Genomic DNA, 23,844 nt, shown 5'->3' with positions numbered 1-23,844 from the left:
GGACTTATGAAGGTCGTCTTCTCCGAGTGCGCCCCCGACTACGGGTCCTACGTCTTTCCCTACCAGGTGTGGGCGTTCCTCGAGGACGGCGAGGACATCGAGGTGCCGTACGAGAACGGGTTCCTGCCGGGTGTCCTCGACCTGTCGCGCTTCTACCTCACCCGCAGCGTCAGGGTGGACCTGCGGCGGTACACGAGCACCGGCCGGGTGCGCTACGTCCGGCGGCGCTGCCAGGACATCGGGTGGGAACTGCTCGACCGCCGGGAGTTCCGCTGGAGCCCGGAGTACAAGGCCCTGTACGCGGACTACTTCGACCAGCAGGAGATCAACGCCGGCTACCGCAGGAACCGCTTCGAGGAGATGCTGGAGGCGCCCTTCACCACGCACGTGGCGCTGTTCCACGACGTACGGGACGGACGCGCGGCCGGCCTCGTGCCCCTCTTCGCCGGCGCGGGGCTCGCCCAGTACGGCATCCCCGTCTACGACACCCGCTACCGTCCGATCAGCATCGGCAACCACATGATGAGCAGCGTGCTCGCCGAGCTCCAGGCACGAGGGCTGCGTCACTGCTACCTCGGCTCGTGCTACACGCGGGGGGACCTGTACAAAACCCGGTTCGCCGGGATGGAGGTCTTCAACGGCCACGCCTGGACGAGCAGCAGGGAGGAGCTCCACTTCCTGCTCGACCGGCAGGACGACGCCACGGGCGGCCACCTCCTCGAACACCGGCCCTACGTGGACGCCTACTGCGGCGCGGACGTCGCGTCCCTGCGCTCCACGGCGCCCGGCCGCCTCACCCTCGCCTAGCGACTGGAGACCCTCATGCGCATCGCGATGGTCGGCGGAGGCGCGGCCGCGGTCAGCCTCCTGGACAGCCTGCTGACCGTGAACCCCGGCGGCGTGGCTCTCGACCTGTGCGTGTACGAGCCAGGGGAGCTCGGGCAGGGCCTGGCGTTCGCGGACGACCTCGACTGCGCCCTGATCAACCTGCCGAACGGGCGCATGTCGATCCGCGACGCCGAGCGCGACCATTTCCTGCGCTGGCTGGAGCGGCCTGCCGTTCCGTTCCCGCCCGGCATCGACGTACGGCCCGACGGGTTCGCGCCGCGCCGGATCTTCGGCCGCTACCTGCGCGAGCACTTCGCGGCCTGCCGGGCGGCCGCGCGGGAGCAGGGATGGCGGGTCGGCGTGCGTCCTGAGACCGTGCTGGAGGTGGCGCGCGGCGGGGACGGCGGCCTCCTCGTACGCTCGGACCGGGGGACGCGGGCGTACACCCACGTCGTGCTGGGGGTGGGGCCCGGCGGGCCGGCGGACCCGTACCGGCTGGCGGGCGCGCCGAACCACATCGCCGGCCCCTACCCGCTGAAGAAGCGGCTGCCCGAGGTGGATCGAGGGGCGCACGTGCTGATCGTCGGCACGGGGCTCACCGCGGTGGACACCGTGCTCGGCCTGCTCGCATCGGGGCACCAGGGGCGCGTCACCATGGTGTCGCGCAACGGCGTCCTGCCCGAGGTGCTGGCTCCGGCCAGGGAGTGGCGGCGCCTGCATCTCACCGGCGAGGGCCTCGACCAGCGCAGGGGCACGGACGGCAGGCTGGGGCGGCGGGCGGTCATCGACCTGTTGCGCGAGGAGCTGAGCGCCGCCGGGTTCGACGCGCGGGCCGAGCTGGACTGGTACAGGCGCGGGCGATCGGCCGCCGGCTACCTGCGCCACCAGCTCACGCACCCCGAGGCGAATCTCGTGCAGTCCCTGTTGCTGTCCCTGCCGACGCCGCTCGCCCGCGCGATCCGCGCCGCCCTGCCGGACGAGGACGTGGCGCTGATGCTGGGCGGCTACAAGCCGACGCTGCGCAGCCTGCAGTGCCCCATGCCGCCGGGGACGGCCCGCACGCTGCTGGCGGCGATGGACTCCGGCCGGCTCACCGTGCTCGCCGGCGTGCGGGAGGTCCGCGCCGCGCACGGCGCGTTCACCGCGCTCGCGGGCGACGCGGTCGTGACGGCCGAGGTGGCGGTGGACGCGACCAGGGCGAGCCCCGCCAGGACGCGAGGACCCCAGGGCCGGCTCGTCGCCGCCCTCGACCGCAACGGCCTGGCCGCCTGGGACGCCTACGGCGGGCTCAGGACGGACCCCGTCACCGCACGTCTCGATCCACGGCTGAACCTCTTCGCCATCGGCGAGCTCACGGCCGGCGACATCTACTACGCCAGCAGCCTGCCGGCGGTCAACAGAGGCGCGAACGCCGTCGCCAAGGCACTGCTGACCCCCAGCTGACCCCCAGCCGACCCGCAGACCGACCCGCAACCGACCCGCAACCGACCTCGCAGGCTGACCCGCAGCCGACCCGCAGCTCCTCCCTCCCCTCTCCCCCGGTTGGTCAGCGGCGTTCAGGCGCGGGGCTCGAAGCGGAGGGCGGCGCGGAGCAGGGGGCGGGCGGCCAGGGCGACGAGGAGGGCGGCGGCCACCAGTGCGTGGGCTCCCGTGTAGCCGCCTGCGGCCTGCTGGGCGCCGGCTGCCGCGCCGAGCAGCAGCATGACGTACCCGGCCGCGATGACGATTGTGGACGGACATGAAGTTCTCCTGATACTCGGCCATGAGCATCCTGGTCCACGGCCAGGATTTCTCCAGGTAGACGGCCACCATCTCTCAAGGCCAATGGTCACCGTGCTTGATCGGAAATGTCGGACCCGGCCGCTACCCTGTCGTCTCCACCATGCGAGAGGGGAGAGCATGAGCCCGGTCACGCCCGAAATGATCAACTACTACGTGCAGCTCCGCCAGGCCCTGGGTCGAGTGGACCCTTACATCAACGACGCGATGTTCTGGATGGTCGTGCGAGGTCATGGAGAGCCCCTTACGGTCGCCGATGTCGCACGCCGACTGGGGGCCGACCCCGACGCCGCAAGTCCCGGCACTGTGCTGGAACTGGGGGAACACGTCGTCCTGGAACAGAGCGACCATGGTGTGATCGTGCTGGCGCACAACGCCTATCCCAGCGATCCTGACATCTGGGCCCGCCTGACCGAGAACGCGCAAGCATGGGGCTTCTGGTGCCTGGTCAACAACGCCCACGAGCTGTTCTATGCGGCCGACGGCGTTCTCGTCACGTCGGTGGGGCAAATCTCGTCGCCCTATGGACCGGAGTGCTTCGGCCAGGACCCCACCGCGCTCGATGCCCATCTAGGGGCCTTGCGGGCGCTGGGAAAGCGGATGAAGGCCGATGACGAGGCGGGCGTAGAACCCGCTACGCCCTACCCTGACTGGGAGACCGCACTCGCAACCGTTGAGGCGCTGACAGGCGTTCGCCTGGATCTCGACCGGTTCACGAGGAAGCGACAGTCGGTCTACGCTCCTGGGCTGAGCTGATCTATCGAACTGAACGCTCAGCCCGGACGACAATCAGCAAGGCGAGCCAGCTGACCGCCCACCAGGATTTCTCCTGTCCGTCCATCAGGAACCAGGTAGCCATCTACCTGGACCGACATGGCCACCAGCCAGGATTTTCCCGTGACCGCTTACAACGATCGAGGCGCCGTACCTGCCGGGATCCCGAACAGGCTGCGCGGCACGCCGCCAGCACCACGACCACCGGCACCTGCGGCAGCGGTCCGCCGAGGTGCGTGAGCACGTAGAGCAGGCCGCCGGCCAGCGAACCGGAGAGGGCCGGCAGCCCGCCCTCCATGGCGCCCAGCCGGCGCACGTCGCCCGGTGTCGCCCCCGCGAGGCGCAGGGCCGCCAGCCGTCGTTCTCTGGTGGCCGAGGCGAGCCGGTTGGCCTGGTGGACCAGGCCGGCGACCGGCGCGACCAGGAACGTGGCCGTAACCTGGTCAGCGCCGCCTCGGTCAGCGTGTCGATGCGCCTGCCGTCCAGCGTGACCTCGCCCGACTCCGGCCTGATGATCCCGGCCAGGCGGTGCAGCAGCGTCGACTTGCCCACGCCGCTCGGCCCGGTGACGGCGACGATCTCGCCCTCGGCGATCGTCAGGGAGACGCCGGTCAGCGCCTTGGTCGGGCCGTACGACTTGCCGAGGCCCCTCGGCTCAAGCATCGGCCGACCTGGGCGAACTTCCGCGCGGCGCTCAACGAGATCGACCTGCTGCACGCACTCGGCAACTCGATGATCATGGCGCTGCTGGCCGTGGCGGTGAACTGCGTGGTCGCCCCGCTCGCCGGGTACGCTTTCGCCCGGCGGAAGTTCCCCGGCAGCGGCGTCGCGTTCTTCGCCATCGTCGCCACCACGGCGATCCCGGTCTCGGTGACGATGATCCCGCTGGCCAGGCCGCTTGGTCGCGGTGGTCGCCATCTTCTCCTTCACCGGCACCTGGAACGACGGCGTGGACGTGCGCGGCTACCTGTACTGGTCGCTGCTGGACAACTACGAGTGGGGCAGCTACGAGCCGACGTTCGGGCTGGTGGCGTGGGATCGGGAGACGTTCGCCCGCCGCCCGAAGCCGTCGCTGGCCTGGCTGGGCGAGGTCGCGCACCGGCGTCGTGCCCGCCCGCACCAACTAGTAGTATTTTTTCGCTCAGTCATAGTACTGCACGGCAGTTGTACGACCCTGAGGAAAGGTGCGGCTGTGCGACGAATCGGCGTCCCGGGCGAGACTGCCCCGCCGCTCGAAGGCCATCTGCGGCTGGGTGATCCGCCCGGTGCGCCCGATGCGATCACCGTGAACTCCCGCCACCTGAGCAGGGGCGGTATGCCGTGGTTCCCGATCATGGGCGAGTTCCACTACGGGCGCTACCCGGCGGCCGAGTGGCGGGAGGAACTGCTGAAGGTGCGGGCGGGCGGGGTGACGGTGGTCTCCACGTACGTCTTCTGGAACCTGCACGAGGAGCGGCGCGGCGTCTTCGACTGGAGCGGCGACCGGGATCTGCGGCGGTTCGTGCGCACGTGCGCCGACCTGGAACTGGACGTGGTGGTGCGGATCGGGCCCTGGGGGCACGGCGAGTCGCGCAACGGCGGGTTTCCCGACTGGGTGCTGGAGGCCGGCTGCGTGCCGCGTACCGATGATCCCCGCTACCTCGGCCTCGTGCGGCCGCTGTTCGAGCAGATCGGCGGCCAGCTGTCCGGGCTGACCCGCGAGCACGGCGGCCCCGTGGTGGCGGTGCAGGTGGAGAACGAGCTGTACGACCAGCCCGGCCATCTCGTCACGCTCAAGCGCATGGCGCGGGAGGCGGGCATCGACGCGCCGCTGTGGACCGCCACCGGGTGGGGGCACCCGCGGCTTCCGGCGGACGAGATGATCCCGCTGTTCGGCGGGTACTCCGAGGCCGCGTGGGACACCGCGCACGACGGCTGGCCGCGGCAGAGCAGGGCCCACTACTTCTTCGGGCCGGGCCGCGACGACGACTCCATCGGCGCGGACCTGCGGACGACCGAGGTGACCGGCTCCGACGAGAGCCACCTGGCGCGCTACCCGTTCGCCACCTGCGAGCTGGGCGGCGGCATGTACACCTCCTACCACCGCAGGCCGATCGTCGAGGCGGCCGACATCGCCGCGCTCGGCCTGGTCAAGCTGGGCAGCGGCTCGGTGTGGCAGGGCTACTACATGTACCACGGGGCGTCCCAGAAGATCGGCGCGCTGTCCACGCTGCAGGAGTCGCACGCCACCGGCTACCCGAACGACTGCCCGATCGTCAGCTACGACTTCCAGGCGCCGCTCGGCGAGTACGGCCAGTTCCGTGAGTCGTTCCGGCACCTGCGGCGGCAACATCTGTGGCTGGCGAGTGACGGGCCCGGCCTCGCCACCATGACGCTGGTCATGCCGCAGGACGCGCCCGACGACCCGGCCGACCGGGACACCCTGCGCTGGTGCGTACGCTCCGACGGCCGCTCCGGCTTCCTGTTCGTCAACAATCACCAGCCCGTCGAGACGCTGCCCGCCCACGAGGACGTGCAGTTCGCGGTCGAGCTGGACGGCCGCGAGCTCGTCGTCCCGCGCGAGCCGGTGACGGTGCCGTCCGGCGCGCACTTCGTGTGGCCGCTCGCCCGCCCGGTCGGCGGCGCCACGCTGCTCACCGCCACCGCGCAACCCATGGGCGTGGTGGACGCCGGCGTCCACGTGTTCTTCCAGACCGCCGGCATCCCGGTCGAGCTGGTCTTCGACGCCGCCACCGTCACCGGGGTCGAGGGGCCCGCGACGGTGTCGCGCGACGGCGACCGGCTCGTGCTCACCGATCTCACGCCGGGCACCGGCTGCCTGCTGCGGATCCGGGATGCCTCCGGTGACCGGGCGGCCGTCCTGGTGCTGGACGCCGCACGTGCCTTGAGCGCGGCGGCGGGCCGGCTCTGGGGTGCGCGGCGGCTGGTGCTCAGCGAGCGGCCGGTGGTGATCGAGGACGATCGCCTGGTGGTGTACGGCGAGGGCTCCTCAGACGTGCGGGTCTTCCCCGCGCCGGCCGGCGCTCCCCGGACCGACGGCGTGTTCGCGCTGCTGCCCGCTGTCGCCGCCGCCGAGGTGCCCGGGATGCCCGGGGTGCCCGAGGTGAAGGTGGAGGAGGTCCGGCAGGCCGGTCCGGCCAGGGAGCCGGTGATCGACCCCGCGTCGGGGCGGGCCTCCGCGCCTGCCGACGCCGACTTCGAGCAGGCCGCCGTCTACCGTGTCACCGTGCCGGCCGAGGCGTTCGCGGGCGAGGACGAGGTGCTGCTGCGGCTCGACTGGACCGGCGACGTGGGCCGCGCCTACGTCGGCGGCCGTCTCGTGGCCGACCAGTTCTGGTACGGGCCCGCGTGGGAGATCGGGCTGCGCCGCTTCCGCGACGAGGTGCTGGAGCACGGCCTCGAGGTACGGTTGCTGCCGCTGCGCGCGGACGCCCCCGTGTTCGTCTCGCCGCAGGTGCGGCCTGCCGCGTATCCGGGCGGCTCCGTGCTGGAGCTGCGCTCGGTCACCCTCGTCCCCGTGCCCCGTACGGTGCTCACCCAGGAGGAATCTTGACGACGCTGGACGATGCGCTGGCCGCGCTGCCCGTCATCGCCATCATCAGGGCCGCCGAGGCGCGCCACCTCGACGCCGCGCTGGAGACGCTGGCCGGCGCCGGGGTGCGGGCGATGGAGGTCACCATGCCGACGCCCGGCGCGGAGGCGGCGATCCGGCGGGCGGCCGGGCTCCCGGGGGTGGCGGTCGGGGCGGGGACGGTCCTCGACGCGGACTCGGCGCGCCGTGCCGTGGACGCGGGCGCCGGCTACCTCATCACGCCCGCCGTGCTCCCCGAGGTGATCGCCGAAGGGCGGCGGCTCGGCGTGCCGGTCCTGCCGGGGGCGTTCACGCCGACGGAGATCGTCCAGGCGTGGTCGCAGGGCGCCGCCCTGGTCAAGGTCTTCCCGGCGGGTGCGGCGGGCGGCCCCGCCTACATCAAGGACGTCCGCGCGCCGCTCCCGCACATCCCCCTGGTGCCCACGGGCGGCATCGGCATCGATGACGTCCCCGCCTACCTGCGGGCCGGCGCCCGAGCCGTCGGCATGGGCTCCCCGCTGCTCGGCGACGCCTGCGCCGACGGCGACATGGCGGCCCTGACCTCCCGAGCCAAGCGCCTGATCGACGTGATCACAGGCAACGGCTCGGACGGCTGAGCCGTTCACCTTGAACCGTGGACCTTCTTGGCGAGGTCGACGTCGGCGATCGAGCGTTCGATGAGAACGCGCATCGCGGCCTCGGCCGCCTTGGCGCGCTGCTTGCGTACCGCGAGCAGGACCTCGGCGTGCTTGTCGGCGGACTCGCTGGTGAGCGTGGCGTGCACGAACTGGTCGCGCAGCCGCAGGCCCGCCTCGATGGCGGTGGCCATCTGGGCCATCAGCTCGTTGTGCGCGGCCCGCAGGAGGGCGTGGTGGAAGGCCAGGTCGGCCTCGACGTGATCGACGGCCGCCCGGCCCGCCGCCGCTCGCATGGCCGCCAGCGCGTCCTCCAGGTCGGCGAGGTCGCGGTCGGTGCGGCGCAGCGCCGCCATGCGGGCCACGGCGGGCTCGACGGTCAGCCGCACCTCGCCCAGCTCGTCGAGGAACGTCTCGTCCACGCGGTCGGCGAAGCGCCAGCGCAGCACGTCGGCGTCGAGCAGCGCCCACTGCTCGCGGGGCGCGACGAAGGTGCCGCGCCGGGGCCTGGCCCCCACCAGGCCCTTGGCGGCCAGGACGCGCAGCGCCTCGCGCACCGCCGTCCTGCTCACCGAGAACCGCTCCTGCAGCGCCACCACGTCGAGGTCCTCGTCGGGGACGAGCTCGCCGTTGACGATGGCCGTGCCGAGGCTGCTGACCACCCGGTCGTGCGCGCCGGACCTCCCGATCTCCGTCATGGCGGAATCATGCCACGCCCGCACTCCAGGCCACCGCCCCCAAGATCACCAACATCACCTCTAAGCATACTAGTGTAAAAAGTAATCGTACTTTTTATTGACTTCAGGGAAGTCTGAGTGCATCCTGCGAGACGAAGTTCCGCATCCGGGCGCCTCACACCCCCGACGAAGGAGCCGACGATGAGCGAGTTGTCCACTTTGACCATCACGCTCTGGGACTTCTCCTGGTACGCCAGGACCGGCCCGGGCGAGCCGTTCGAGGACCTCGACCGCGCCTTCGACGAGGCGGTGGCGCGCGGGTACGACACCGTGCGGATCTGCGCGATGCCGTACCTGCTGTTCGGGTCGGGGCTGGACACCTCGGCGCTGACGTTCGCCCCGTTCGGCCGCGGCTACGGCCTCGACACCCGCTGGTACGACGTGCGCGAGCCGTCCACCCTGGACGGCCGCGCGCACCTGCTGAGGTTGTTCGAGGCGGCAAGGCGGCACGGCTGCCGGGTGATCGTCTCCTCCTGGGAGTACCAGCAGAGCTCCAGCTTCCTGGCCGACCCCGCCTGGTACGAGGCGCTGCGCGCGGTGCCGGCCGAGCGGCGGGCGACCGTGCTGGCCGAGGCGCTCGCCGGCCTGGTGGACTTCGTGGCCGGGCACGGGCTGGCCGAGCAGATCGCGTTCGTCGAGCTGCACAACGAGATCCAGGCCACCTGGCTCACCGAGGTGCTCGCGCCGGGCGAGTCCGCGGTGCTGGGGCTGCGGCCGTACCTGGAGAAGGCGCTCGACGTGTTCAAGTCGCGGCATCCCGACGTGCCGGCGACCGTGAACTACGCGGGCGTGCCGCACGGCGAGATGCGCGGCATCCCCGCCAACGTGGACGTCGCCGTCTTCCACCCCTACGTCTACGGCGTGCTGGACGAGCTGGTCGAGACGTTCGCGCTGCGCGACCCGGGCGTGCCGTTCCCGCAGGAGCGCGCCCGCCGCGAGCTGCTGCGCCCCGGCGCGCCCGACCTCGCGGACTGGCATCCGGAGGAGGAGTGGCGCGGCGCGGCCACGGTGGTGCCGCCGCGCGAGGTGTACCTGCACGACTGGTGCGACCCGGCCCTGTTCGACCGCTGGCTGTACGACCGGTACGCCACCTACCGTCACGGCATGGCCGAGAAGCTGCGCCTGTGGATGGAGGTCGCCGCCGACTGGGCCGCCGCCCGCGAGCTGCCGCTGGTCTTCGGCGAGGGCTGGGTCGGCTACACCCCGCTGCGCGGCACGTTCGAGGAGGGCCCGGTGGGGGCGGAGATCTGCCTGGACGCGGTCCGCCACGCCCGCAGGCTCGGCGCGTGGGGCACGGTGGTCTGCTCGAACGCGGCCCCGCAGCACCCGATGTGGGACGACGTGGAGCTGCAGGTCACCGCCAACCGGATCTTCACGGAGGGCCGATGAGCGGCAGGACCGCCCTGGTCACCGGCGCCGCGTCGGGCATCGGCGCGGCCACCGCCCGCCGCCTCGCCGCCGGGGGCGCGCGGGTGCTGGTGGCGGACGTCGCCGACGAGCGGGGCCGCGCGGTGGCCGCGTCGATCGGCGAGCGGGCCGCCTTCCTGCACCTGGACGTGGCCTCCGCCGCCGGCTGGGCGGCCGCCCTGGAGGAGGTGCGCGAGCGGTTCGGCCGCCTCGACGTGCTGCACGCCAACGGGCCGGGCCGGGTCGTGCCCGCCCGCCCGGCCCACGAGATGCCCGAGGCGGACTGGGACCTGCAGATCGACGTCTCGCTCAAGGCGGCCTACCTGGCGGCGCGCACGTTCTGCCCGCTGCTGGCGGAGAGCGCGGGCGCGCTCGTGATCACCTCGTCGGTGCACGCCCAGACCGGCATCCCCGGCTGCGCGCCGTACGCGGCCGCCAAGGGCGGGCTGCAGTCGCTGACCAGGCAGCTCGCCGTCGAGTACGCGCCCCGCGTCCGTGTCAACGCCGTCGTGCCCGGCCCGATCATGAGCCCCGCCTGGGACGGCATCGACCAGGCGGGCCGCGACGCGACCATCGCCGAGACGCCGGCGGGCCGGTTCGGCACCCCGGACGAGGTGGCCGCGGCCGTCGCCTTCCTCGCCTCGCCCGACGCCTCGTTCATCACCGGAGCCTGCCTCAACGTCGACGGCGGCTGGAGCGTCTCCACCACTTCCTCCTAGAACGGAAACCTGCATGAAGATCGTCTCTCTGGACACCTTCCTCGTCACACCACGCTGGCTGTTCCTGCGGATCCGCACCGACGAGGGCATCACCGGCTGGGGCGAGCCGATCGTCGAGGGCCGGGCGGAGACCGTCCGCGCCGCCGTCGCCGAGCTGGCCGACCACCTCATCGGCCAGGACCCGCTGCGCATCGAGGACCACTGGCAGGTCCTCACCAAGGGCGGCTTCTACCGGGGCGGTCCCGTGCTGTCCAGCGCGGTCGCCGGCATCGACCAGGCGCTGTGGGACATCGCCGGCAAGTCCGCCGGGCTGCCCGTGCACCGGCTGCTGGGCGGTCCTGTCCGCGAGAGGGCCCGCATGTACGCCTGGATCGGCGGCGACCGGCCCGCCGAGGTCGCCGAGCAGGCCAAGGCGCAGATCGAGGCCGGGTTCACCGCCGTGAAGATGAACGGCTCGGGCGAGCTGACCGCCATCGACACCCCGGCCCGCACGATGGAGGTCGTGCACCGGGTGGCCGCCGTGCGCGCGGCCATCGGCGACGACCACGACCTGGTGGTGGACCTGCACGGCCGCGCCAGCACGGCGATGGCCAGGCGGCTGCTGCCGCTGCTGGAGCCGTACCTGCCGCTGTTCGTGGAGGAGGCGGTGCTGCCCGAGCACTCGCGCAATCTCGCCGCGCTGGCCGCGGGGACCTCGATCCCGCTCGCCACCGGCGAGCGGCTGTTCTCCCGGTGGGACTTCCGCGACGTCATCGGGCACGGCATCGCGGTCGCCCAGCCGGACGTGAGCCACGCCGGCGGCATCTCGGAGGTTCGCAGGATCGCCGCGATGGCGGAGACGTACGACGTCAGCATGGCCCCGCACTGCCCGCTGGGCCCGATCTCGCTGGCCTCCAGCCTGCAGCTGGCCTTCGCCGTGCCGAACTTCCTCATCCAGGAGCAGAGCGTCGGCATTCACTACAACCAGGGCAACGACGTCCTGGACTACCTCGTCGACCCGGCCCCGCTGACCTTCCCCGGCGGCTACGCGACCCGGACGGAACGGCCGGGGCTCGGCATCGAGATCGACGAGGCCGCGGTGGAGCGGGCGGCGGAGCAGGGCCACCGCTGGCGCAGCCCGCTGTGGCGGCACCCCGACGGCTCCTTCGCCGAGTGGTGATCAGCCGCACCGGCGGCCAGGCGATCGTCGGTACGCCGGCGACCGGCGCGGGCTACGCCGACGGCCGGAACGCGTCGGCGTCGCGGGACGTCCACAGGCGGGCGCTGTGGAAGAGCGCCTCCTGCCTGATCAGCTGATCGGGCACGGAGGCGAAGCGCCGCCACAGCTCGCGCGCCTGCTGCGGGTGGTGCCGCGCCAGGTGCGGGTGCAGCCGGGCGGCGAGCCGCACGGCGTGGTCGGGCAGGCCGCCGCCGATGCCGAGGTCGACGGCCTCCATCAGCAGCGGCCACTCGCGGTCGAGCCAGCCGCCGGGATCGCGGCGCACCAGCGCCGCGATCGCGCGGACGACCGGGTCGCCGCTCGGGGACGGCGGCGCGGGCGGGCGGTCGTCGGCGCCGTACGTGCCGGCGGGCAGGCGGGAGCGGGCCAGCTCGGCGAGTTCGGCCCATAACGTGAGCACGTGCCGCAGCGCGGCGGGGTATTCCGGGTCCTCGGCCAGCAGGTCGAGGGCATAGTTGCGGAACAGGTTGAGCATCCGGTAGCGGGGCCGGCCCTGCGGCGACGAGCCCGCGTCCTGGAGCAGCGAGCGGTCCCGCAGCGCCTCGACCAGGTGCTCGGCGCCGACCCTGCGGAGCAGGACGCAGGCCGTCCACTCGGAGAAGTCGTGCGGACCGGCCAGGGCCAGGTAGCGGAAGGCGCGCTGCAGCTCGGGGTCGAGCGTGGCGTAGCTGCCGGCGACGGTGGCGCGCAGGTGCGGGTCGCGGCCGACCTGGGTGACGAGAGTGGAGCTCGGCGTCAGCATGTCGGCCGCGTAGGACAGCGACCACGTCACGCGGGTCGCGAGGCGGTCGCCGATGATCCGCAGGGTGAGCGGGATGCCCTCGCACGCGTGGGCGATGCTTTCCGCGGCGCGCTGCTCCCCGCCGACCCGCGCGCAGCCGATGATCTTACGGAGCAGGTGCAGGGACTCGTCCATGTCGAACGGCTGCAGCTCGAACAGGTGGGCGCCGGGCAGGTGGATGTTCTGCCTGCGGCTCGTCACGACGGCCACGCATCCGGAGGCGCCGGGTAACAGGGGCAGGATCTGCTCGCTGTCCTGCGCGTCGTCGATGAGGACGAGCATGCGCTTGCCCGCCAGGATCGAGCGGAACAGGGCGGCGCCGTCGCTGAGCGTGTGGGGAATGGCCTCCTGCGCCACGCCGAGGGTCCTGAGCAGCTCGTGCACCGTCTCCTCCGGCTCGCGGGCGGTGCCGTCCTCGCGGGTGCCCGGGATGAAGAGCTGGCCGTCGGGGAAGGCGTCGGCCACCCGGTGCGCGGCCAGCACGGCGAGCGAGGTCTTGCCGACGCCGGGCGGGCCGTGCACGTGCACGATGGGCACGGCGGCGCGGTCGGCCCGCTTGAGGATGCCGGCGATCTCGTCGAGCTCTTTCTCGCGGCCGGTGAAGTCCCTCATGGTGGGCGGGAGCTGGCGCGGGACGGGCACGCTCGCGGGGCCGGCCGGAGGAGCAGGGGCCGGCTCGGCGGCGGGCACGGGCGCGGCTTCGTCGAGCCGCAGGGGTTGCGGCGGGGGCATCAGCAGCGGGTCGTTGGCGAGGATGCGCTGGTGCAGGGCCTGGACCTCGCCCGACGGTTCGATGCCGAGCTCGGCGACCAGCCGCTGGCGGGCGGCGCCGTAGGTGTCGAGTGCCTCGGCCTGGCGGCCGGCGCGGTAGAGCGCCAGCATGAGCTGGGCGCCGAAGTGCTCGCGCAGCGGGTGGGCCATGACCAGCTCGACCAGCTCGTGGATCACGTCGTCGTGGCGGCCCAGGTGGAGCAGCGCGTCGATGCGGGACTCGAGGGCCTGGAGCCGGATCTCCATCAGGCGGGGCACCTCGGCCCGCAGCAGCGATTGGGCGGGGATGTCGCTGAGCGGGTCGCCGCGCCACAGCTCGAGTGCGGCCGACATCTCCTGCACGCACTCCTGCCATCGGCCCATGCGCTCGGCGTGGCGGCCGCGCTGGAAGTGCTGGTCGAACAGGCGCAGGTCGAGCTCGTGGTCGGTGAGCTCAATGTAGTAGCCGGGCTCTCTGGTGCCGATGCGGGTGCCCGCGATGGGCCCGATGGAGCGCCGCAGGCGCATGACGTAGGAGCGCAGGGTGGTGCGCGCTCCTGCGGAGGGGGTGCCGTCCCAGACGATCTCGGCCAGCTCGTCGGCGGAGATGACCTGATTCGGCCTGGTCAGCAACGCGGCCAGGGTGATGCGCTGGCGTGCCGAGGGTATCTTGATCACTTCGTGGTCCACAGACACTTCCAAGTGACCGAGCACCCCGAACCGCATGCAGACCTCCAGTGACGCTCTCCCGTGAGGACATCGCCGTGCGCACCGTCGCCGTGGACGCACGACAGCGGCTGCAAAGACATGTCAGCTGTTCTGCAAGTGCAGATACTACAAGTTTTCTTCACGTATCGGAAAGCGCCGTAGGGAAACTCCACCAATCGTCACTCTGACGTTTTCTGGTCCTTACTCCATGATGCGGGTGAGTGCAACAGCGAACTGCGCAAAAGCGCCGAAGCGGTGTCAAGAGCCCAGGACGTGGGCGGACACCGCCGATCAGGAGCCGCCCGGGAAAGAAGTAGAGAATTAAATCAATGGGCACGCGGAAAGTATGGTGAAAGTGTGGGGCGCATATGGACGAGGGCCCGCACGGCCCTGGCTCGCGGAAACGCGGGCCCCTCCACCCGCGGTGCGAGCCGGCTATTGGGCCTGGCCCGACTACTGCGCCAGCCGCCGCTCGTGCGCGTCGCCGGCCTTCTGCTTGGTGAACGGATCGGTCACCTTCGACCGTTTCTCCAGCTCCAAGGCCACCTCCCGCCACATCTCCGAATTCTGCCAGGCGACCTGCATGATGAGCGACAGGCAATGCGAGGGCACCGCGGCCACCACGTCATGCATGGTGCTCGCGCCGCTGACGTTCTCCTGCAGCAGGCGCAGGAGCTGACGGCCCTTCTCGTTGTGCCGCAGCGAGGGATCGCGCAGCAGCTTCTGCAGCGCGAGGCCCGGCGGCGGCCCGGGCCAGTCGGTCTCCTGCGCGGCGGCCTGCTTGGGCCAGCGCCCGCCACCGCCGGCGGCCTGCTGGGGCGGGACGGGCTCCTCACCGCGCTCCAGCCGCTTGCGGACGTCCATCGCGGTCGCGGCGGACACACCGGCCACCCTGGCGATGTGGCGTAAGGACGCCTCGGGATGCTCGGCCAGTAACGCCGCCACCCGCAGCCGCCCCTCCCTGCTGCTGAGGGGCCGGACCTTGCCGTCCTTGCCGATCCTGGCGTTCAGCTGCGGCACGGCGTCGTTCGAGCGCCGCAGTTCCGCCACCGCCTTGGTGCCCAGTCCCGTCGACTCCGCGATCGCCCGGTCGGACATGCGCGGATGCGTCATGAGGATGCGCAGCGCGGCGGCCCGCCGGTCGGCCTGCGACAGCGGCAGCCCGTGCTTCACGTTCGACTGGACGGCGAGGAGGAACGCGTCCTCCGGGCTGCCGTCGAAGAACTCGACGTCGATGGTCGCCTGCCCGCGCAGGGAGGCGGCCATGAGGCGGTGCACTCCGTCGATCACCCGCATGGTGTGCCGGTCCACGATGATGGGCGGCAGCGGCTGCTCGGTCTCCGCCAGGCGCATGATGTGCGCCTTGTCCTCGCCTTTCAGGCGTGGCGACTCCCCCAGCTGCAACGTCAGGATGGGCACGGAGACGACCCGTGGTCGTTCCGTCTGCACATCGATCGATCTGATCCTCCGCCGCGCTTGCGATGCGGCGCTTACACGAACCACCCATGCCTCCCGGTTTGCAGCATGGCATCGGGACGCCCCACCCCGTACACAACCGCGATGACGGACGGCTCGGCCGGCCACGTGGCCTGACCTCGCCTTCCCGCCGGTTCTGGAGGCCCCTCTGCTGGTCAGTCCTCATGGTCATACACGGCCGTGGCGCGAGCGTGGCACCGGCGTGGCGTTGATCAATCATCGCTCCAGACGGGCTCCCGCTTCTCGGCGAACGCCTCAGGGCCCTCGACGAGGTCCCTGCCGCGCAGCCGTCGTTCCTCCCACACGTAGCGCGTGGCGAACGCCCGCTCCAGCGGCATGTCGAGCGAGGCGAGCACCGCCTCCTTGATCGCCCTGACCGACAGCGGGGCGCTGCGCGCCAGGTCACGCGCCCACCCGGCGACGCACTCGTCCAGCCGCTCGCTCGCGACGACCTCGTTGACCAGCCCGAACCGCTCGGCCGTGGCCGCGCTCATGCGGCGGCCGGTCAGCAGGTGCCCCATGGCCTGCTTCAGCGGTAGCTGCCTGGCCAGGCGGAACGCCCCGCCCGCGCCGGGTACGAGCCCCAGTCCGGCCTCGGGCAGGCCGAACTCCGCCCGATCCGACGCGACGATGACGTCACAGGCGAGCGCCAGCTCGAAGCCCCCGCCGAGCGCGTACCCGTCGACGCGCGCGAGCACCGGTTTGGCGAAGGCGAAGCGCTCGGTGAGCCGGGGCCAGCCGGGCTGGTCGCGGCTGCCGAAGGTGGTGGGCGGCGCTCCCCCGGCGTTCAGCCTGGCGCGTTCCTTCAGGTCCTGCCCGACGGAGAAGGCGCGCTCGCCCGCTCCCGTGAGCACCGCCACGCGGACGGACGGATCCGCCTCGACGTCGTCCCAGATCGCCGCCAGCTCCTCGTGCATGCGCAGGTCCATCGCGTTGAGCACGTGGGGCCGGTCGAGCGTGACGTAGGCGACGTGGTCCTTCTTGGCGTAGCGGACGCGGGGACGGTCATCCTCTGCGGCGCTCATGACCGTCCCGTCCGCTTCGGGGGTGGATCATCCGAGGTAGACGTTGTTCGGGTTGAACCTGGTCCCGGCCACGGGCACGCAGCGGTGGCCGCTGATGTCGAGGTTCGACCCGTCGTAGGTGTCGCCGGTCGCGCGCTGCGGGTATACCCAGGTGTCGCCGAGGGTGTAGCGGGCGTTGAGCGCGAGCCTGGTCGTGGCGTCCGGCAGGGAGCCGCGCGAGCGGTGCATGCAGCGCTCGCTGAAGATGACGTACTCGCCGGCCTTCATCGGCATCGTCTGGGTGTCGCCCGGCTTCACCTCGAACGGCTCGGTGACGACCGCGAGCAGGTCGTCGCAGAAGGCGTCGAGCCGGTCGAACAGCTCGTCGAGGGTGTACTTGTCGGGGTCGACGTCCCTGAAGACGTTGCGGGTGTCGATGTCGAGCAGCACGCTGTTGTTGGCCGCGCGGGTCAGCAGCTCCTCCTTGGTGCTGATGCGGTTGCGCGGGTTCACGTACGCGCCCGACTCGACCAGCTTGACCATCCGCTTCGGGTACGAGCTGCGCTGCGAGCCCTTGACGAACTCCATGACCCCGTCGTCCTCGGAGACGTCGGTCAGGGCCATCCATACCGTCCAGTCCCATTCGCCGGCCGGGTTCATCGGGAACAGCGCGGGGCGGTGGCCGCCGATCTCCTCGCCGTCGAAGTAGCCGTACTCCTGGTGCCAGTCGATGGGGCCGTCACCGGGGAACTTCTCGAAGAGCTTGGAGCGCCACAGGATGAGCGAGTCGGCGCCGGTGACCTCCTGCACGGTCTGCACCAGCTCGGGGGCACTCATGACGGCGCGTACCTTCTCGTCGACGAGGTGCCAGTCGCGGACGGAGTAGCGCCCGTAGAGCGGGTGCTGCGGGGCGTCGTCGAGCAGGGTGGCGAAGAAGTCCCGCAGCTGCGTGATCGTCTCTTCCGAGGCGAAGCGGGGGAAGGGACCCGCGAAGCCGTTCTTGGCCAGGGACTCTTTGGGAGTCAGTTCGATCATGTCTGGGGCCTCTCACTGGTGGGCGAGCTTGCGGTGGTGAAACGGCTGACCTTGGTGACCACGTCGATGCTGTAGAGGCGGAGCGCCTGGTGCAGGGCGAAGTCGGCCATGTAGCGGCGGAACGCCTCGAGCGGCTCCTCGGTGAGGTTGAGCATCCTGCGGTTGGCGACCACGGCGGCGCCGCGCAGCCGCTGGAGCGCGCCCTCGATGGCCAGGTCGAGCGTGTCGGGGTCGTGCACCTCGTCGATCAGGCCGATGGCCCGCGCCTCGTCGGCCGGGAGGCGCCGCCCGGCCAGGATGATCTGGCGGGCCGGCCGTGGGCCGGTGTGCCGGGTGAGCCGGAGCGCGGAGGCGCCGGGGATGATGCCTTCCTGCGCGGCGGGCAGGCTGAGGTAGGCGTCCGACGCGGCGACCACGTGGTCGAAGACCAGCAGGAGCTGCGTGCCGCCGCCGATGGCGAAGGTGTCCACGGCGGCCACCCACGGTTTCTGGATCGGCTGGGCCCGCCAGGCCGGGCCCTCGTCGGTCACCAGCCCGCGCAGCAGCTTGTGGATGTAGCCGAGCTCGCGCCGCAGCAGGAAGTCGACCAGCGAGATCGTGCCGTTGTGCAGGGCCTTGAGGTTGATGCCGGCGCTGAAGACGCGCCTGCCCCGGTAGCGGTGGTGGGTCATCTCGCCGCCGCGCAGCAGGCCGGCCTCGACGCCGGGATCGAGCAGCGCCAGGTCCACCGCCGTCTCCATGTCCTCGACCTGCCGGTTGTCCTCGGCGTTCAGGCAGTCGTCGCGGCACATGGTGAGCCGGGCCACGCCGTCCCTGCGCTCCATGCGTACGGAGCCGAGGTCCGCGGTGCCGGTCCTGGTGAACTCCGCCAGCAGGCCGAGCGCGCGGGGCGTGGGCCGCAGCATGGTGCCGAGCAGGTGGTCGCCGGCGCGCGGCGCGTGCAGCACCCGGTTGAAGAAGATGCCGATGTCGATCTCGTGGCCTTCTTTGTCCTGCTGCTGCCTGGCCTGCTCGCGGGCCAGCCGGTCAGGGCCGGGCACCAGCCCGGGGAAGGCGGCCGCGGCGGCCGCGGCCAGCTCGGGCAGCCGCAGGCGGCGGGTACGGCCGGCGGTCAGCTCCTCGTAGACCTCCTCGGCGTGCGCGTCGAGGAAGGCGCAGCGGGCGTCGCGGGCGGCGTCGATGGCCGCCGTCGCGGCGGCGCGCTGCCCGGGCGAGCGGTCGGCGGGCTCGGGCAGCCCCGACAGGACGCGTTCCTCCTGCTCGGCGGCCCGTGCCAGGGCGGCGCGGTCCTCCTCCAGAGCCGCTGTCATGAGGTGCTCCCTTCCGCGGTCGTGCGCCGCAGGGCTCGCTCGCAGGCCGACAGGTGCACGCCGAGCGCCTCCTCGAAGCCGACGGTGGGGGCCTCGAGGAGCAGCTGACGTCTGATGGCCAGCTCGGGGCCGGCGATGCCGGCGCCGTACCGGCCCGCCACGGCCACCGCCTCCTCCTCGTCGGCGGCGACCGCGTCGATGAGATGCGCGGCCAGCGCGTCCTCCAGGCCGATCGGGGTGCCGAAGAGCGCCGCCCGGCGGACGGCCGCCGCGCCGCCGCCGTGCTGGGCGAGCCGGTAGAGCGCCATGCCGGGCCAGGTCGCCCCGGCGCTCACGGGCAGGACGAGGCGCGGCCTGCCGATCGCGACGCGGTGGTCGGCGGCCAGGAAGGCGTCGAGGGCGAGGCCGCCGCAGTCGCCGCGGGCGATCGCGAGGGTGGGCAGGGGCAGGCGTTCCAGCGCGCGCAGCGCCCGCTCCCACTTGCTGACCGACGCGACGGTGACGCCGCTCAGCCAGCCGTCGCCGGGGGCGCCGGTCACGTGCACGACGAGCATCCCGTGCTGCACGGCCGCGTCGCAGGCGGCGTTGACCTCGGCGACCACGTCGGGCGTCAGCGGCCTGGCGCCGTCGATCCGCAGCGTCGCGGGCCCGGGGCTCACCATTGGATCAGCGCCGTCTCGATGGTGGAGCCCGGCCCCATGGTCATCATCACGCCGTAGTCACCCGCTCTGACGACGCCCTCGCGCAGCAGCCGCTCGTAGGAGAACAGGAACGACCCGCTGGACAGGTTGCCGTAGTCGCGCAGGACCGAGCGGGTGTGCCGGACGTCGTGGCGGGTGAGGCCGAGGTTGACGCGGACCGCGTCGATCACCTTCTTGCCGCCCGAGTGCACCAGCCAGTGGCTGACGTCCTCGCGCCGCAGGCCGGCGGGGGTGAGCAGGCGGTCGACGACCTGCTCGGCGTGCGCGCCCACCACGTACGGCACGTCGGGGTCGATGTAGAAGCTGAACCTGCCCTGGTCGTCGTCCCAGTCGTAGCGCATCGCGGCGATGGCGTCGGTGATGAGGAGGCTGGCGGTCGACAGCACCCGCGGCCCCGCCGCGGATCCGCCCTCATCTCCCTGCCCGTTCTCGCGCCCGCCTTCTGGTGGGTCGGCGACGAGCGCTACGGCGGCGGCGCCGTCGCCGAAGAGGCTGTTCACCACGGCGGTGCGCATGGTCGCGTCCATGACGTACGCCGCCGAGCATGCCTCCGTGCACACCATCACGGCGAGCCTGCCGGGGTGGGCCACGGCCCAGGAGGTGACCGCGCCGAGCCCGTTGAGGCCGGCGTTGCACCCCATGCCGACGATGTCCGCCCGGCCGCAGGAGGGGTCGAGGCCCAGCGCGTCGATGAGGTACGCGCTCAGCCCGGGGCTGAGGAAGCCGGTCGTGGTGACGCAGCACAGGTAGGCGACGTCCTCCAGCCGGAACCCGGCGTCGTCGAGGCACGCCCGCACGGCCCTGCCGCCCATGTCGAGCGCGTTGCGCTTGTGCTTGGCGAGCAGCTCGCCCTGCGCCTCGGGCCGCCGCTCGCCGTCGGCCCCGGCCGGGGGCAGGACGAGGTGGCGGCGCTCGATCGCGCTGTTGAGGAAGAGCGAGCGCACCTTCGGCGAGGTGACGTGGAGCAGGTCGAGCAGCTCCCGCTGCGTGTACGACGTCGCGGGCACCGCGGTGCCGACGCCGGCGATCCTGGCGGGGGCCGCCGCCTGCCACGTTCGCGGCGGGGCGAGGACGGCCTCGGACAGCGTCATGGTCATCGGTAGGTCCACCCCCACATGCGGGTCTTGCTTCTGATCCGTCGCACGACGGTCAACATGCCGCTCTCCCTTCCTTCGCCTCGGCCCTGATGAAGCGCGCCAGCCTGGCGGCGCCTTCGGTGATCTCGGTGTCGCTGAGGTAGCTGATGGACAACCGGAGTGCCCGGTCGCCACCGCCCAGCGGGTAGAAGTAGGACATCGGCGTCCAGATGACGCCGAAGTGTTCGGCGGAGCGGGCCAGCGCCGCGTTGCCGGCGTGGAACGGCACCCGCATCGCGAGGAAGAAGCCGCCGCTCGGCCGGTTCCAGCGCACGCCGAGCGCGGCGCGTTCCGCCTCGGTGAAACAGCCGTCGAGGGCGCGCAGCGTGCCGCGCATGGCCTGTTCGTAGTACGCGGCGGCGGCGGCGTTCAGCTCGCGGGTACGCCCGCCGGCCGCCAGGAGCATGCCGCCCACCACCGCCTGACTGAGCGGCGAGGTGTTCACGGTCACCATGCTCTTGATCTTGGTGAGCTCGTCCGCCAGCAGCCCCGCGCCGCCCCGGCCGTCCGCGACGGGCTGGTCGGCCACGACGAACCCGACGCGGGCCCCGGGGAACAGCGTCTTGGAGAAGGAGCCGAGGTGGACGACGCGGCCGGTGCGGTCGAGCGCCTTGAGCGTGGGCAACTGCCGGCCGGGGCTGACCAGCCGGTACGGGCTGTCCTCCAGGACGAGGAATCCCTCCCTGTCCGCGAGGTCGAGCAGCGCGTGCCGCTGCTCCAGCGACATCGTGGTGCCCGACGGGTTCGCGTGGTCGGGGATCACGTAGAAGGCCCGGGGGCGGCGGCCACGGGCCCGCTCCCTGGCCAGCGCGGCTTCGAGCGCGGCGCACGCGAAGCCGTCCTCCTCCTCGTCGACCGCGCCCACCTCGGCGTCGAGCAGGCGGGCGGCGCCGGTGATGCCCACGTAGCAGGGGCTGGACACCAGCAGCACGTCCTGCGGGCCCGCGATGAGGGCGCGCAGGGTCAGCAGCATCGCCTCCTGGGCGCCCACGGTGATCACGATCGACTCGGGCGGCACGTCGATGCCCTCGTCCTTGGCCAGCGAGTCCGCCACGAGGTCGCGGATGCGTCCGCTGGTGGGCCCGTACTGGAAGATCGCGTCGCGGATCCCGGCGTCGGTGTGCCCGTTGCCGGCGAGGTGCTCCAGGTAGCGGCGCAGGTGGGTGAAGACCTGCTCGGTGTCGAAGAACCCGTCGTAGGGGCGTCCCGGTGCGAACGAGATCGCCTCGGGGTAGCGGTGGGTGATCTCGTTGAGGAAGTTCATGGTGTCCAGCACCGGGTCCGAGACGCTGGCGTGCAGGTCCGCCCTGCCGAGGGCGCGGCTCGGAGCCCGGGCCTGGCCCGCTACCAGCGCCATTCCCGCTGGCGGAACAGGTGCTCGGCGTGGATGCCGCGGTCGGAGCACCACGTGAGGAACTCGTTGATCTGCTTGATCTGGTAGGTGTCGTCGTTGTACGTGGTCGCCATGACGTGGCCCAGCCAGTCCTCCTCGCCCATGGCGTACACGTAGGCCTCGCTGGCGCCCAGCTCCGTCATGATGGCGGCGGCCTGCTCGGCGTTGGAGCCCGACAGCTTGCGCGAGTCGCTCATCTTCTTGGTCACCGGCTTGGTCAGCAGCGCCTGGTAGAGCCAGGTGAGTGAGGCGCCGTCGCACTCCATGCCGAGGAAGGCCAGGTCGACCTGCCCGAGGTGCTCGCGGATGTAGCGGTAGAGCACCGGGTCGATGCCGGAGGAGTCGGCGCCGACGAACATCGCCTTGCCGGCCATCTCCACCCAGTAGGTGGACTTGCCGCGGATGTCCAGGTCGCAGTGCTCGCCGAGGAACGGCGTGGCGACGACCTTGCCGCCGGGGATCTCCACCTCGTCGAAGTCGTCCACCTCGACGACGGGGAAGCCCAGGTTCTTCAGGTACAGCGCGATGGACGGGTCCTCGAGGTTGCCCCGCGAGGAGCGCGGCGCGACCACCGCTCCGATGCGGCCGCGCAGCTGCAGCAGCGTCTCCAGCACGATGTGGTCCTGGTGCCCGTGGGTGATGAGGACCAGGTCGATGAAGTCGGGCAGGTCGTCCAGCGTGTACCGGTCACCGGCCGTGCTGTCGGCGCTGATGAACGGGTCGGTCACCACCGCCGCCTGGGGCGACTGCATGACCAGGCAGGCGTGGCCGAAGTAGCGGACCCGGCCGCCGGCCTCGATGTGCCGGTCGGGCGCGCCGCTGGGCTGCTCGCTGAGCAGGCCGGCCAGCAGCGCGGCCTGGGCGTCGTCGCCGATCTCCAGCGCCTCGCGCAGCGCGTTCAGCGACGTGGGGCGTACGCGGGCCATGAACAGCGCTTTCAGGCCGTCGTGGCGGAACGGCAGCGGCAGCTCCAGCACGTCGGGCGAGGGCAGCCGGGGCGTGCTCAGGATGAAGGGCCGCTCGTAGCCCGGCTCCAGCGACAGCTGCACCGACTGCCGCGACTCCATGTAGACCGGGCTCTTGTAGACCAGCGGCTCGATGAAGCGCACGGCGGCCTGGTTGTCGGTGTCGTAGGCCAGCTCCACCAGGCCGTTGAGCTCCGGCGGGAGCTTGGGGTAGAGCGGGGTGAGGTCGAAGCCGGTGGCGTTGACCCGCAGCAGCTCCTGGCCCTCGGCGATCGCGTTCGCGAAGCGGATCATGGCGGCGCGGTCGCGCTTGATGGAGTCGAGCAGGTCCCGCACCTCGTCGCTGCGCTCCTCGGCGATGTTCACGAAGAACCCGCCGCGCAGCTCCGGGTTGTTGCTCGCCGCGATGTGCACTTGCGGCGACTGCAGGTACGACTCCAGCATGGGCACCTGGAGGTATGCCAGGTTCATGGACGCCTGCACCGGCGCCACCGTGTGCATCCATCCGAAAAAACGGTCGACCAGCGGTTCGACAATGGCCTTCGACCGCAGGAACATCGGCGCGTCGGACATCTGGGCTCTCCTTTCCGCGGGAGAATTCAGCAAATCCCGGAGGGGTGGCAGGGGCGCCGATAAAGGCACGCACCGCGAAGCGCGCCGCGTCCGGGTCCACGGCATGACGCGGCACCGGGACAGTGAAACAAGAATGGTGTCGCGGACGCCAGCAATAGCGCCGCGGAAAAGTGTTCAACCGTCATCGCACCGCAGTTGAACACCGAGCCGGGCGCCCGTTCTCCGGCGCGATGAATGCCTGCCCTCGTGTACTGTGCGACCCGCGTCACCGGTGCGCAGAATAATTGCCCGCCGCGTCGTGATACGACTTCCCTTGTGGTCACCGGCGGGGGCAAGGTGAGCG

General features: G+C 71.9%; 20 protein-coding genes. 8 read left to right on the top strand and 12 right to left on the bottom strand.

Annotated elements, in window-relative coordinates; genetic code table 11:
• Positions 1-6 precede the first annotated feature (6 nt).
• Both ACFFR3_RS43345 and ACFFR3_RS43340 read left to right on the top strand, forming a co-directional pair.
• Positions 7-807, top strand: coding sequence for a hypothetical protein (locus tag ACFFR3_RS43345; RefSeq protein WP_379485032.1), 801 nt, complete (start codon positions 7-9; stop codon positions 805-807).
• A 15-nt stretch (positions 808-822) separates the two neighbouring features.
• The gene (locus ACFFR3_RS43340; protein WP_364383260.1) at positions 823-2,271 is read left to right on the top strand and encodes an FAD/NAD(P)-binding protein; all 1,449 of its coding nucleotides are present in this window, start codon (positions 823-825) and stop codon (positions 2,269-2,271) included.
• A gap of 113 nt (positions 2,272-2,384) precedes the next feature.
• Here ACFFR3_RS43340 and ACFFR3_RS43335 read toward each other — a convergent pair whose 3' ends face one another.
• The gene (locus tag ACFFR3_RS43335) at positions 2,385-2,531 is read right to left on the bottom strand and encodes a hypothetical protein (protein WP_345409163.1); all 147 of its coding nucleotides are present in this window, start codon (positions 2,529-2,531) and stop codon (positions 2,385-2,387) included.
• Between the two features lie 196 nt (positions 2,532-2,727).
• Here ACFFR3_RS43335 and ACFFR3_RS43330 point away from each other — a divergent pair, with 196 nt between their 5' ends.
• Positions 2,728-3,363 (top strand): hypothetical protein, encoded by a 636-nt coding sequence (locus ACFFR3_RS43330; protein ID WP_345409164.1) that lies wholly within the window; start codon positions 2,728-2,730, stop codon positions 3,361-3,363.
• 84 nt (positions 3,364-3,447) lie between these two features.
• On the opposite strand, the gene ACFFR3_RS43325 is transcribed toward ACFFR3_RS43330, so the two are convergent.
• Positions 3,448-4,044 (bottom strand): ATP-binding cassette domain-containing protein, encoded by a 597-nt coding sequence (locus ACFFR3_RS43325; RefSeq protein ID WP_364383329.1) that lies wholly within the window; start codon positions 4,042-4,044, stop codon positions 3,448-3,450.
• Positions 4,045-4,288: 244 nt separating this feature from the next.
• On the opposite strand from ACFFR3_RS43325, the gene ACFFR3_RS43320 reads away from it, so the two are divergent.
• Positions 4,289-6,934, top strand: coding sequence for a family 1 glycosylhydrolase (locus ACFFR3_RS43320; protein ID WP_379485031.1), 2,646 nt, complete (start codon positions 4,289-4,291; stop codon positions 6,932-6,934).
• On the top strand, positions 6,931-7,569 hold the full coding sequence (locus tag ACFFR3_RS43315) for a bifunctional 4-hydroxy-2-oxoglutarate aldolase/2-dehydro-3-deoxy-phosphogluconate aldolase (protein ID WP_345409169.1): 639 nt from the start codon (positions 6,931-6,933) through the stop codon (positions 7,567-7,569). Before ACFFR3_RS43320 ends, ACFFR3_RS43315 begins: the two co-directional genes overlap by 4 nt.
• A gap of 5 nt (positions 7,570-7,574) precedes the next feature.
• On the opposite strand, the gene ACFFR3_RS43310 is transcribed toward ACFFR3_RS43315, so the two are convergent.
• Positions 7,575-8,285: a FadR/GntR family transcriptional regulator gene (locus ACFFR3_RS43310; protein WP_379485030.1), complete on the bottom strand. Its 711-nt coding sequence runs from the start codon at positions 8,283-8,285 to the stop codon at positions 7,575-7,577.
• Between the two features lie 180 nt (positions 8,286-8,465).
• Between ACFFR3_RS43310 and ACFFR3_RS43305 the strand changes: the two genes are divergently transcribed.
• The 3 genes from ACFFR3_RS43305 to dgoD are packed head-to-tail and all read left to right on the top strand — an operon-like array spanning position 8,466 to position 11,609.
• Positions 8,466-9,713, top strand: a complete 1,248-nt coding sequence (locus ACFFR3_RS43305; RefSeq protein WP_379485029.1) for a cellulase-like family protein — start codon at positions 8,466-8,468, stop codon at positions 9,711-9,713.
• The gene (locus ACFFR3_RS43300; RefSeq protein WP_364383242.1) at positions 9,710-10,450 is read left to right on the top strand and encodes an SDR family NAD(P)-dependent oxidoreductase; all 741 of its coding nucleotides are present in this window, start codon (positions 9,710-9,712) and stop codon (positions 10,448-10,450) included. The genes ACFFR3_RS43305 and ACFFR3_RS43300 overlap by 4 nt, the downstream gene beginning before the upstream one ends.
• A gap of 13 nt (positions 10,451-10,463) precedes the next feature.
• Complete coding sequence (gene dgoD, locus ACFFR3_RS43295; protein WP_345409172.1) at positions 10,464-11,609, top strand: galactonate dehydratase; 1,146 nt, start codon at positions 10,464-10,466, stop codon at positions 11,607-11,609.
• Positions 11,610-11,661: 52 nt separating this feature from the next.
• Here dgoD and ACFFR3_RS43290 read toward each other — a convergent pair whose 3' ends face one another.
• From ACFFR3_RS43290 to ACFFR3_RS43250, 9 genes are all read right to left on the bottom strand, one after another.
• On the bottom strand, positions 11,662-13,878 hold the full coding sequence (locus ACFFR3_RS43290; RefSeq protein WP_364383238.1) for an AfsR/SARP family transcriptional regulator: 2,217 nt from the start codon (positions 13,876-13,878) through the stop codon (positions 11,662-11,664).
• A 483-nt stretch (positions 13,879-14,361) separates the two neighbouring features.
• Positions 14,362-15,357 (bottom strand): ParB N-terminal domain-containing protein, encoded by a 996-nt coding sequence (locus ACFFR3_RS43285; RefSeq protein ID WP_364383236.1) that lies wholly within the window; start codon positions 15,355-15,357, stop codon positions 14,362-14,364.
• A gap of 239 nt (positions 15,358-15,596) precedes the next feature.
• Positions 15,597-16,409: an enoyl-CoA-hydratase DpgD gene (gene dpgD / locus ACFFR3_RS43280; RefSeq protein ID WP_345409176.1), complete on the bottom strand. Its 813-nt coding sequence runs from the start codon at positions 16,407-16,409 to the stop codon at positions 15,597-15,599.
• A 27-nt stretch (positions 16,410-16,436) separates the two neighbouring features.
• Complete coding sequence (locus ACFFR3_RS43275; RefSeq protein ID WP_345409177.1) at positions 16,437-17,423, bottom strand: phytanoyl-CoA dioxygenase family protein; 987 nt, start codon at positions 17,421-17,423, stop codon at positions 16,437-16,439.
• Entirely contained in the window at positions 17,420-18,733 is a 1,314-nt protein-coding gene (dpgC, locus tag ACFFR3_RS43270; RefSeq protein ID WP_345409178.1) for a (3,5-dihydroxyphenyl)acetyl-CoA 1,2-dioxygenase DpgC, read from the bottom strand. Before dpgC ends, ACFFR3_RS43275 begins: the two co-directional genes overlap by 4 nt.
• Entirely contained in the window at positions 18,730-19,395 is a 666-nt protein-coding gene (dpgB, locus tag ACFFR3_RS43265) for an enoyl-CoA-hydratase DpgB (protein WP_364383229.1), read from the bottom strand. The genes dpgC and dpgB overlap by 4 nt, the downstream gene beginning before the upstream one ends.
• A complete protein-coding gene (gene dpgA / locus ACFFR3_RS43260) occupies positions 19,389-20,531 on the bottom strand; it encodes a 3,5-dihydroxyphenylacetyl-CoA synthase DpgA (RefSeq protein WP_345409180.1) in 1,143 nt (380 codons plus the stop codon). The genes dpgB and dpgA overlap by 7 nt, the downstream gene beginning before the upstream one ends.
• Before the next feature lie 52 nt (positions 20,532-20,583).
• A complete protein-coding gene (locus ACFFR3_RS43255) occupies positions 20,584-21,927 on the bottom strand; it encodes an aminotransferase-like domain-containing protein (protein WP_345409181.1) in 1,344 nt (447 codons plus the stop codon).
• Entirely contained in the window at positions 21,915-23,501 is a 1,587-nt protein-coding gene (locus ACFFR3_RS43250) for an MBL fold metallo-hydrolase (protein WP_379485028.1), read from the bottom strand. The genes ACFFR3_RS43255 and ACFFR3_RS43250 overlap by 13 nt, the downstream gene beginning before the upstream one ends.
• Positions 23,502-23,844: the final 343 nt, after the last annotated feature.

Origin of the sequence: Nonomuraea salmonea (genome assembly GCF_042428605.1) — a bacterium.
Lineage (GTDB): Bacteria > Actinomycetota > Actinomycetes > Streptosporangiales > Streptosporangiaceae > Nonomuraea > Nonomuraea salmonea.
Note: the sequence above shows the minus strand (reverse complement) of the source record. Positions and strands in the feature narration are given on the sequence as shown.

What these genes read in the sequence shown, in the direction of transcription:
- ACFFR3_RS43255 (WP_345409181.1), bottom strand. Translation starts at nt 21,927, where the DNA reads ATGGCGCTGGTAGCGGGCCAGGCCCGGGCTCCGAGCCGCGCCCTCGGC.
- ACFFR3_RS43325 (WP_364383329.1), bottom strand. Translation starts at nt 4,044, where the DNA reads ATGCTTGAGCCGAGGGGCCTCGGCAAGTCGTACGGCCCGACCAAGGCG.
- dpgA (WP_345409180.1), bottom strand. Translation starts at nt 20,531, where the DNA reads ATGACCATGACGCTGTCCGAGGCCGTCCTCGCCCCGCCGCGAACGTGG.
- dgoD (WP_345409172.1), top strand. Translation starts at nt 10,464, where the DNA reads ATGAAGATCGTCTCTCTGGACACCTTCCTCGTCACACCACGCTGGCTG.
- ACFFR3_RS43340 (WP_364383260.1), top strand. Translation starts at nt 823, where the DNA reads ATGCGCATCGCGATGGTCGGCGGAGGCGCGGCCGCGGTCAGCCTCCTG.
- ACFFR3_RS43310 (WP_379485030.1), bottom strand. Translation starts at nt 8,285, where the DNA reads ATGACGGAGATCGGGAGGTCCGGCGCGCACGACCGGGTGGTCAGCAGC.
- ACFFR3_RS43345 (WP_379485032.1), top strand. Translation starts at nt 7, where the DNA reads ATGAAGGTCGTCTTCTCCGAGTGCGCCCCCGACTACGGGTCCTACGTC.
- ACFFR3_RS43330 (WP_345409164.1), top strand. Translation starts at nt 2,728, where the DNA reads ATGAGCCCGGTCACGCCCGAAATGATCAACTACTACGTGCAGCTCCGC.
- dpgB (WP_364383229.1), bottom strand. Translation starts at nt 19,395, where the DNA reads ATGGTGAGCCCCGGGCCCGCGACGCTGCGGATCGACGGCGCCAGGCCG.
- ACFFR3_RS43300 (WP_364383242.1), top strand. Translation starts at nt 9,710, where the DNA reads ATGAGCGGCAGGACCGCCCTGGTCACCGGCGCCGCGTCGGGCATCGGC.
- ACFFR3_RS43305 (WP_379485029.1), top strand. Translation starts at nt 8,466, where the DNA reads ATGAGCGAGTTGTCCACTTTGACCATCACGCTCTGGGACTTCTCCTGG.
- dpgC (WP_345409178.1), bottom strand. Translation starts at nt 18,733, where the DNA reads ATGACAGCGGCTCTGGAGGAGGACCGCGCCGCCCTGGCACGGGCCGCC.
- ACFFR3_RS43275 (WP_345409177.1), bottom strand. Translation starts at nt 17,423, where the DNA reads ATGATCGAACTGACTCCCAAAGAGTCCCTGGCCAAGAACGGCTTCGCG.
- ACFFR3_RS43250 (WP_379485028.1), bottom strand. Translation starts at nt 23,501, where the DNA reads ATGTCCGACGCGCCGATGTTCCTGCGGTCGAAGGCCATTGTCGAACCG.
- ACFFR3_RS43335 (WP_345409163.1), bottom strand. Translation starts at nt 2,531, where the DNA reads ATGCTGCTGCTCGGCGCGGCAGCCGGCGCCCAGCAGGCCGCAGGCGGC.
- dpgD (WP_345409176.1), bottom strand. Translation starts at nt 16,409, where the DNA reads ATGAGCGCCGCAGAGGATGACCGTCCCCGCGTCCGCTACGCCAAGAAG.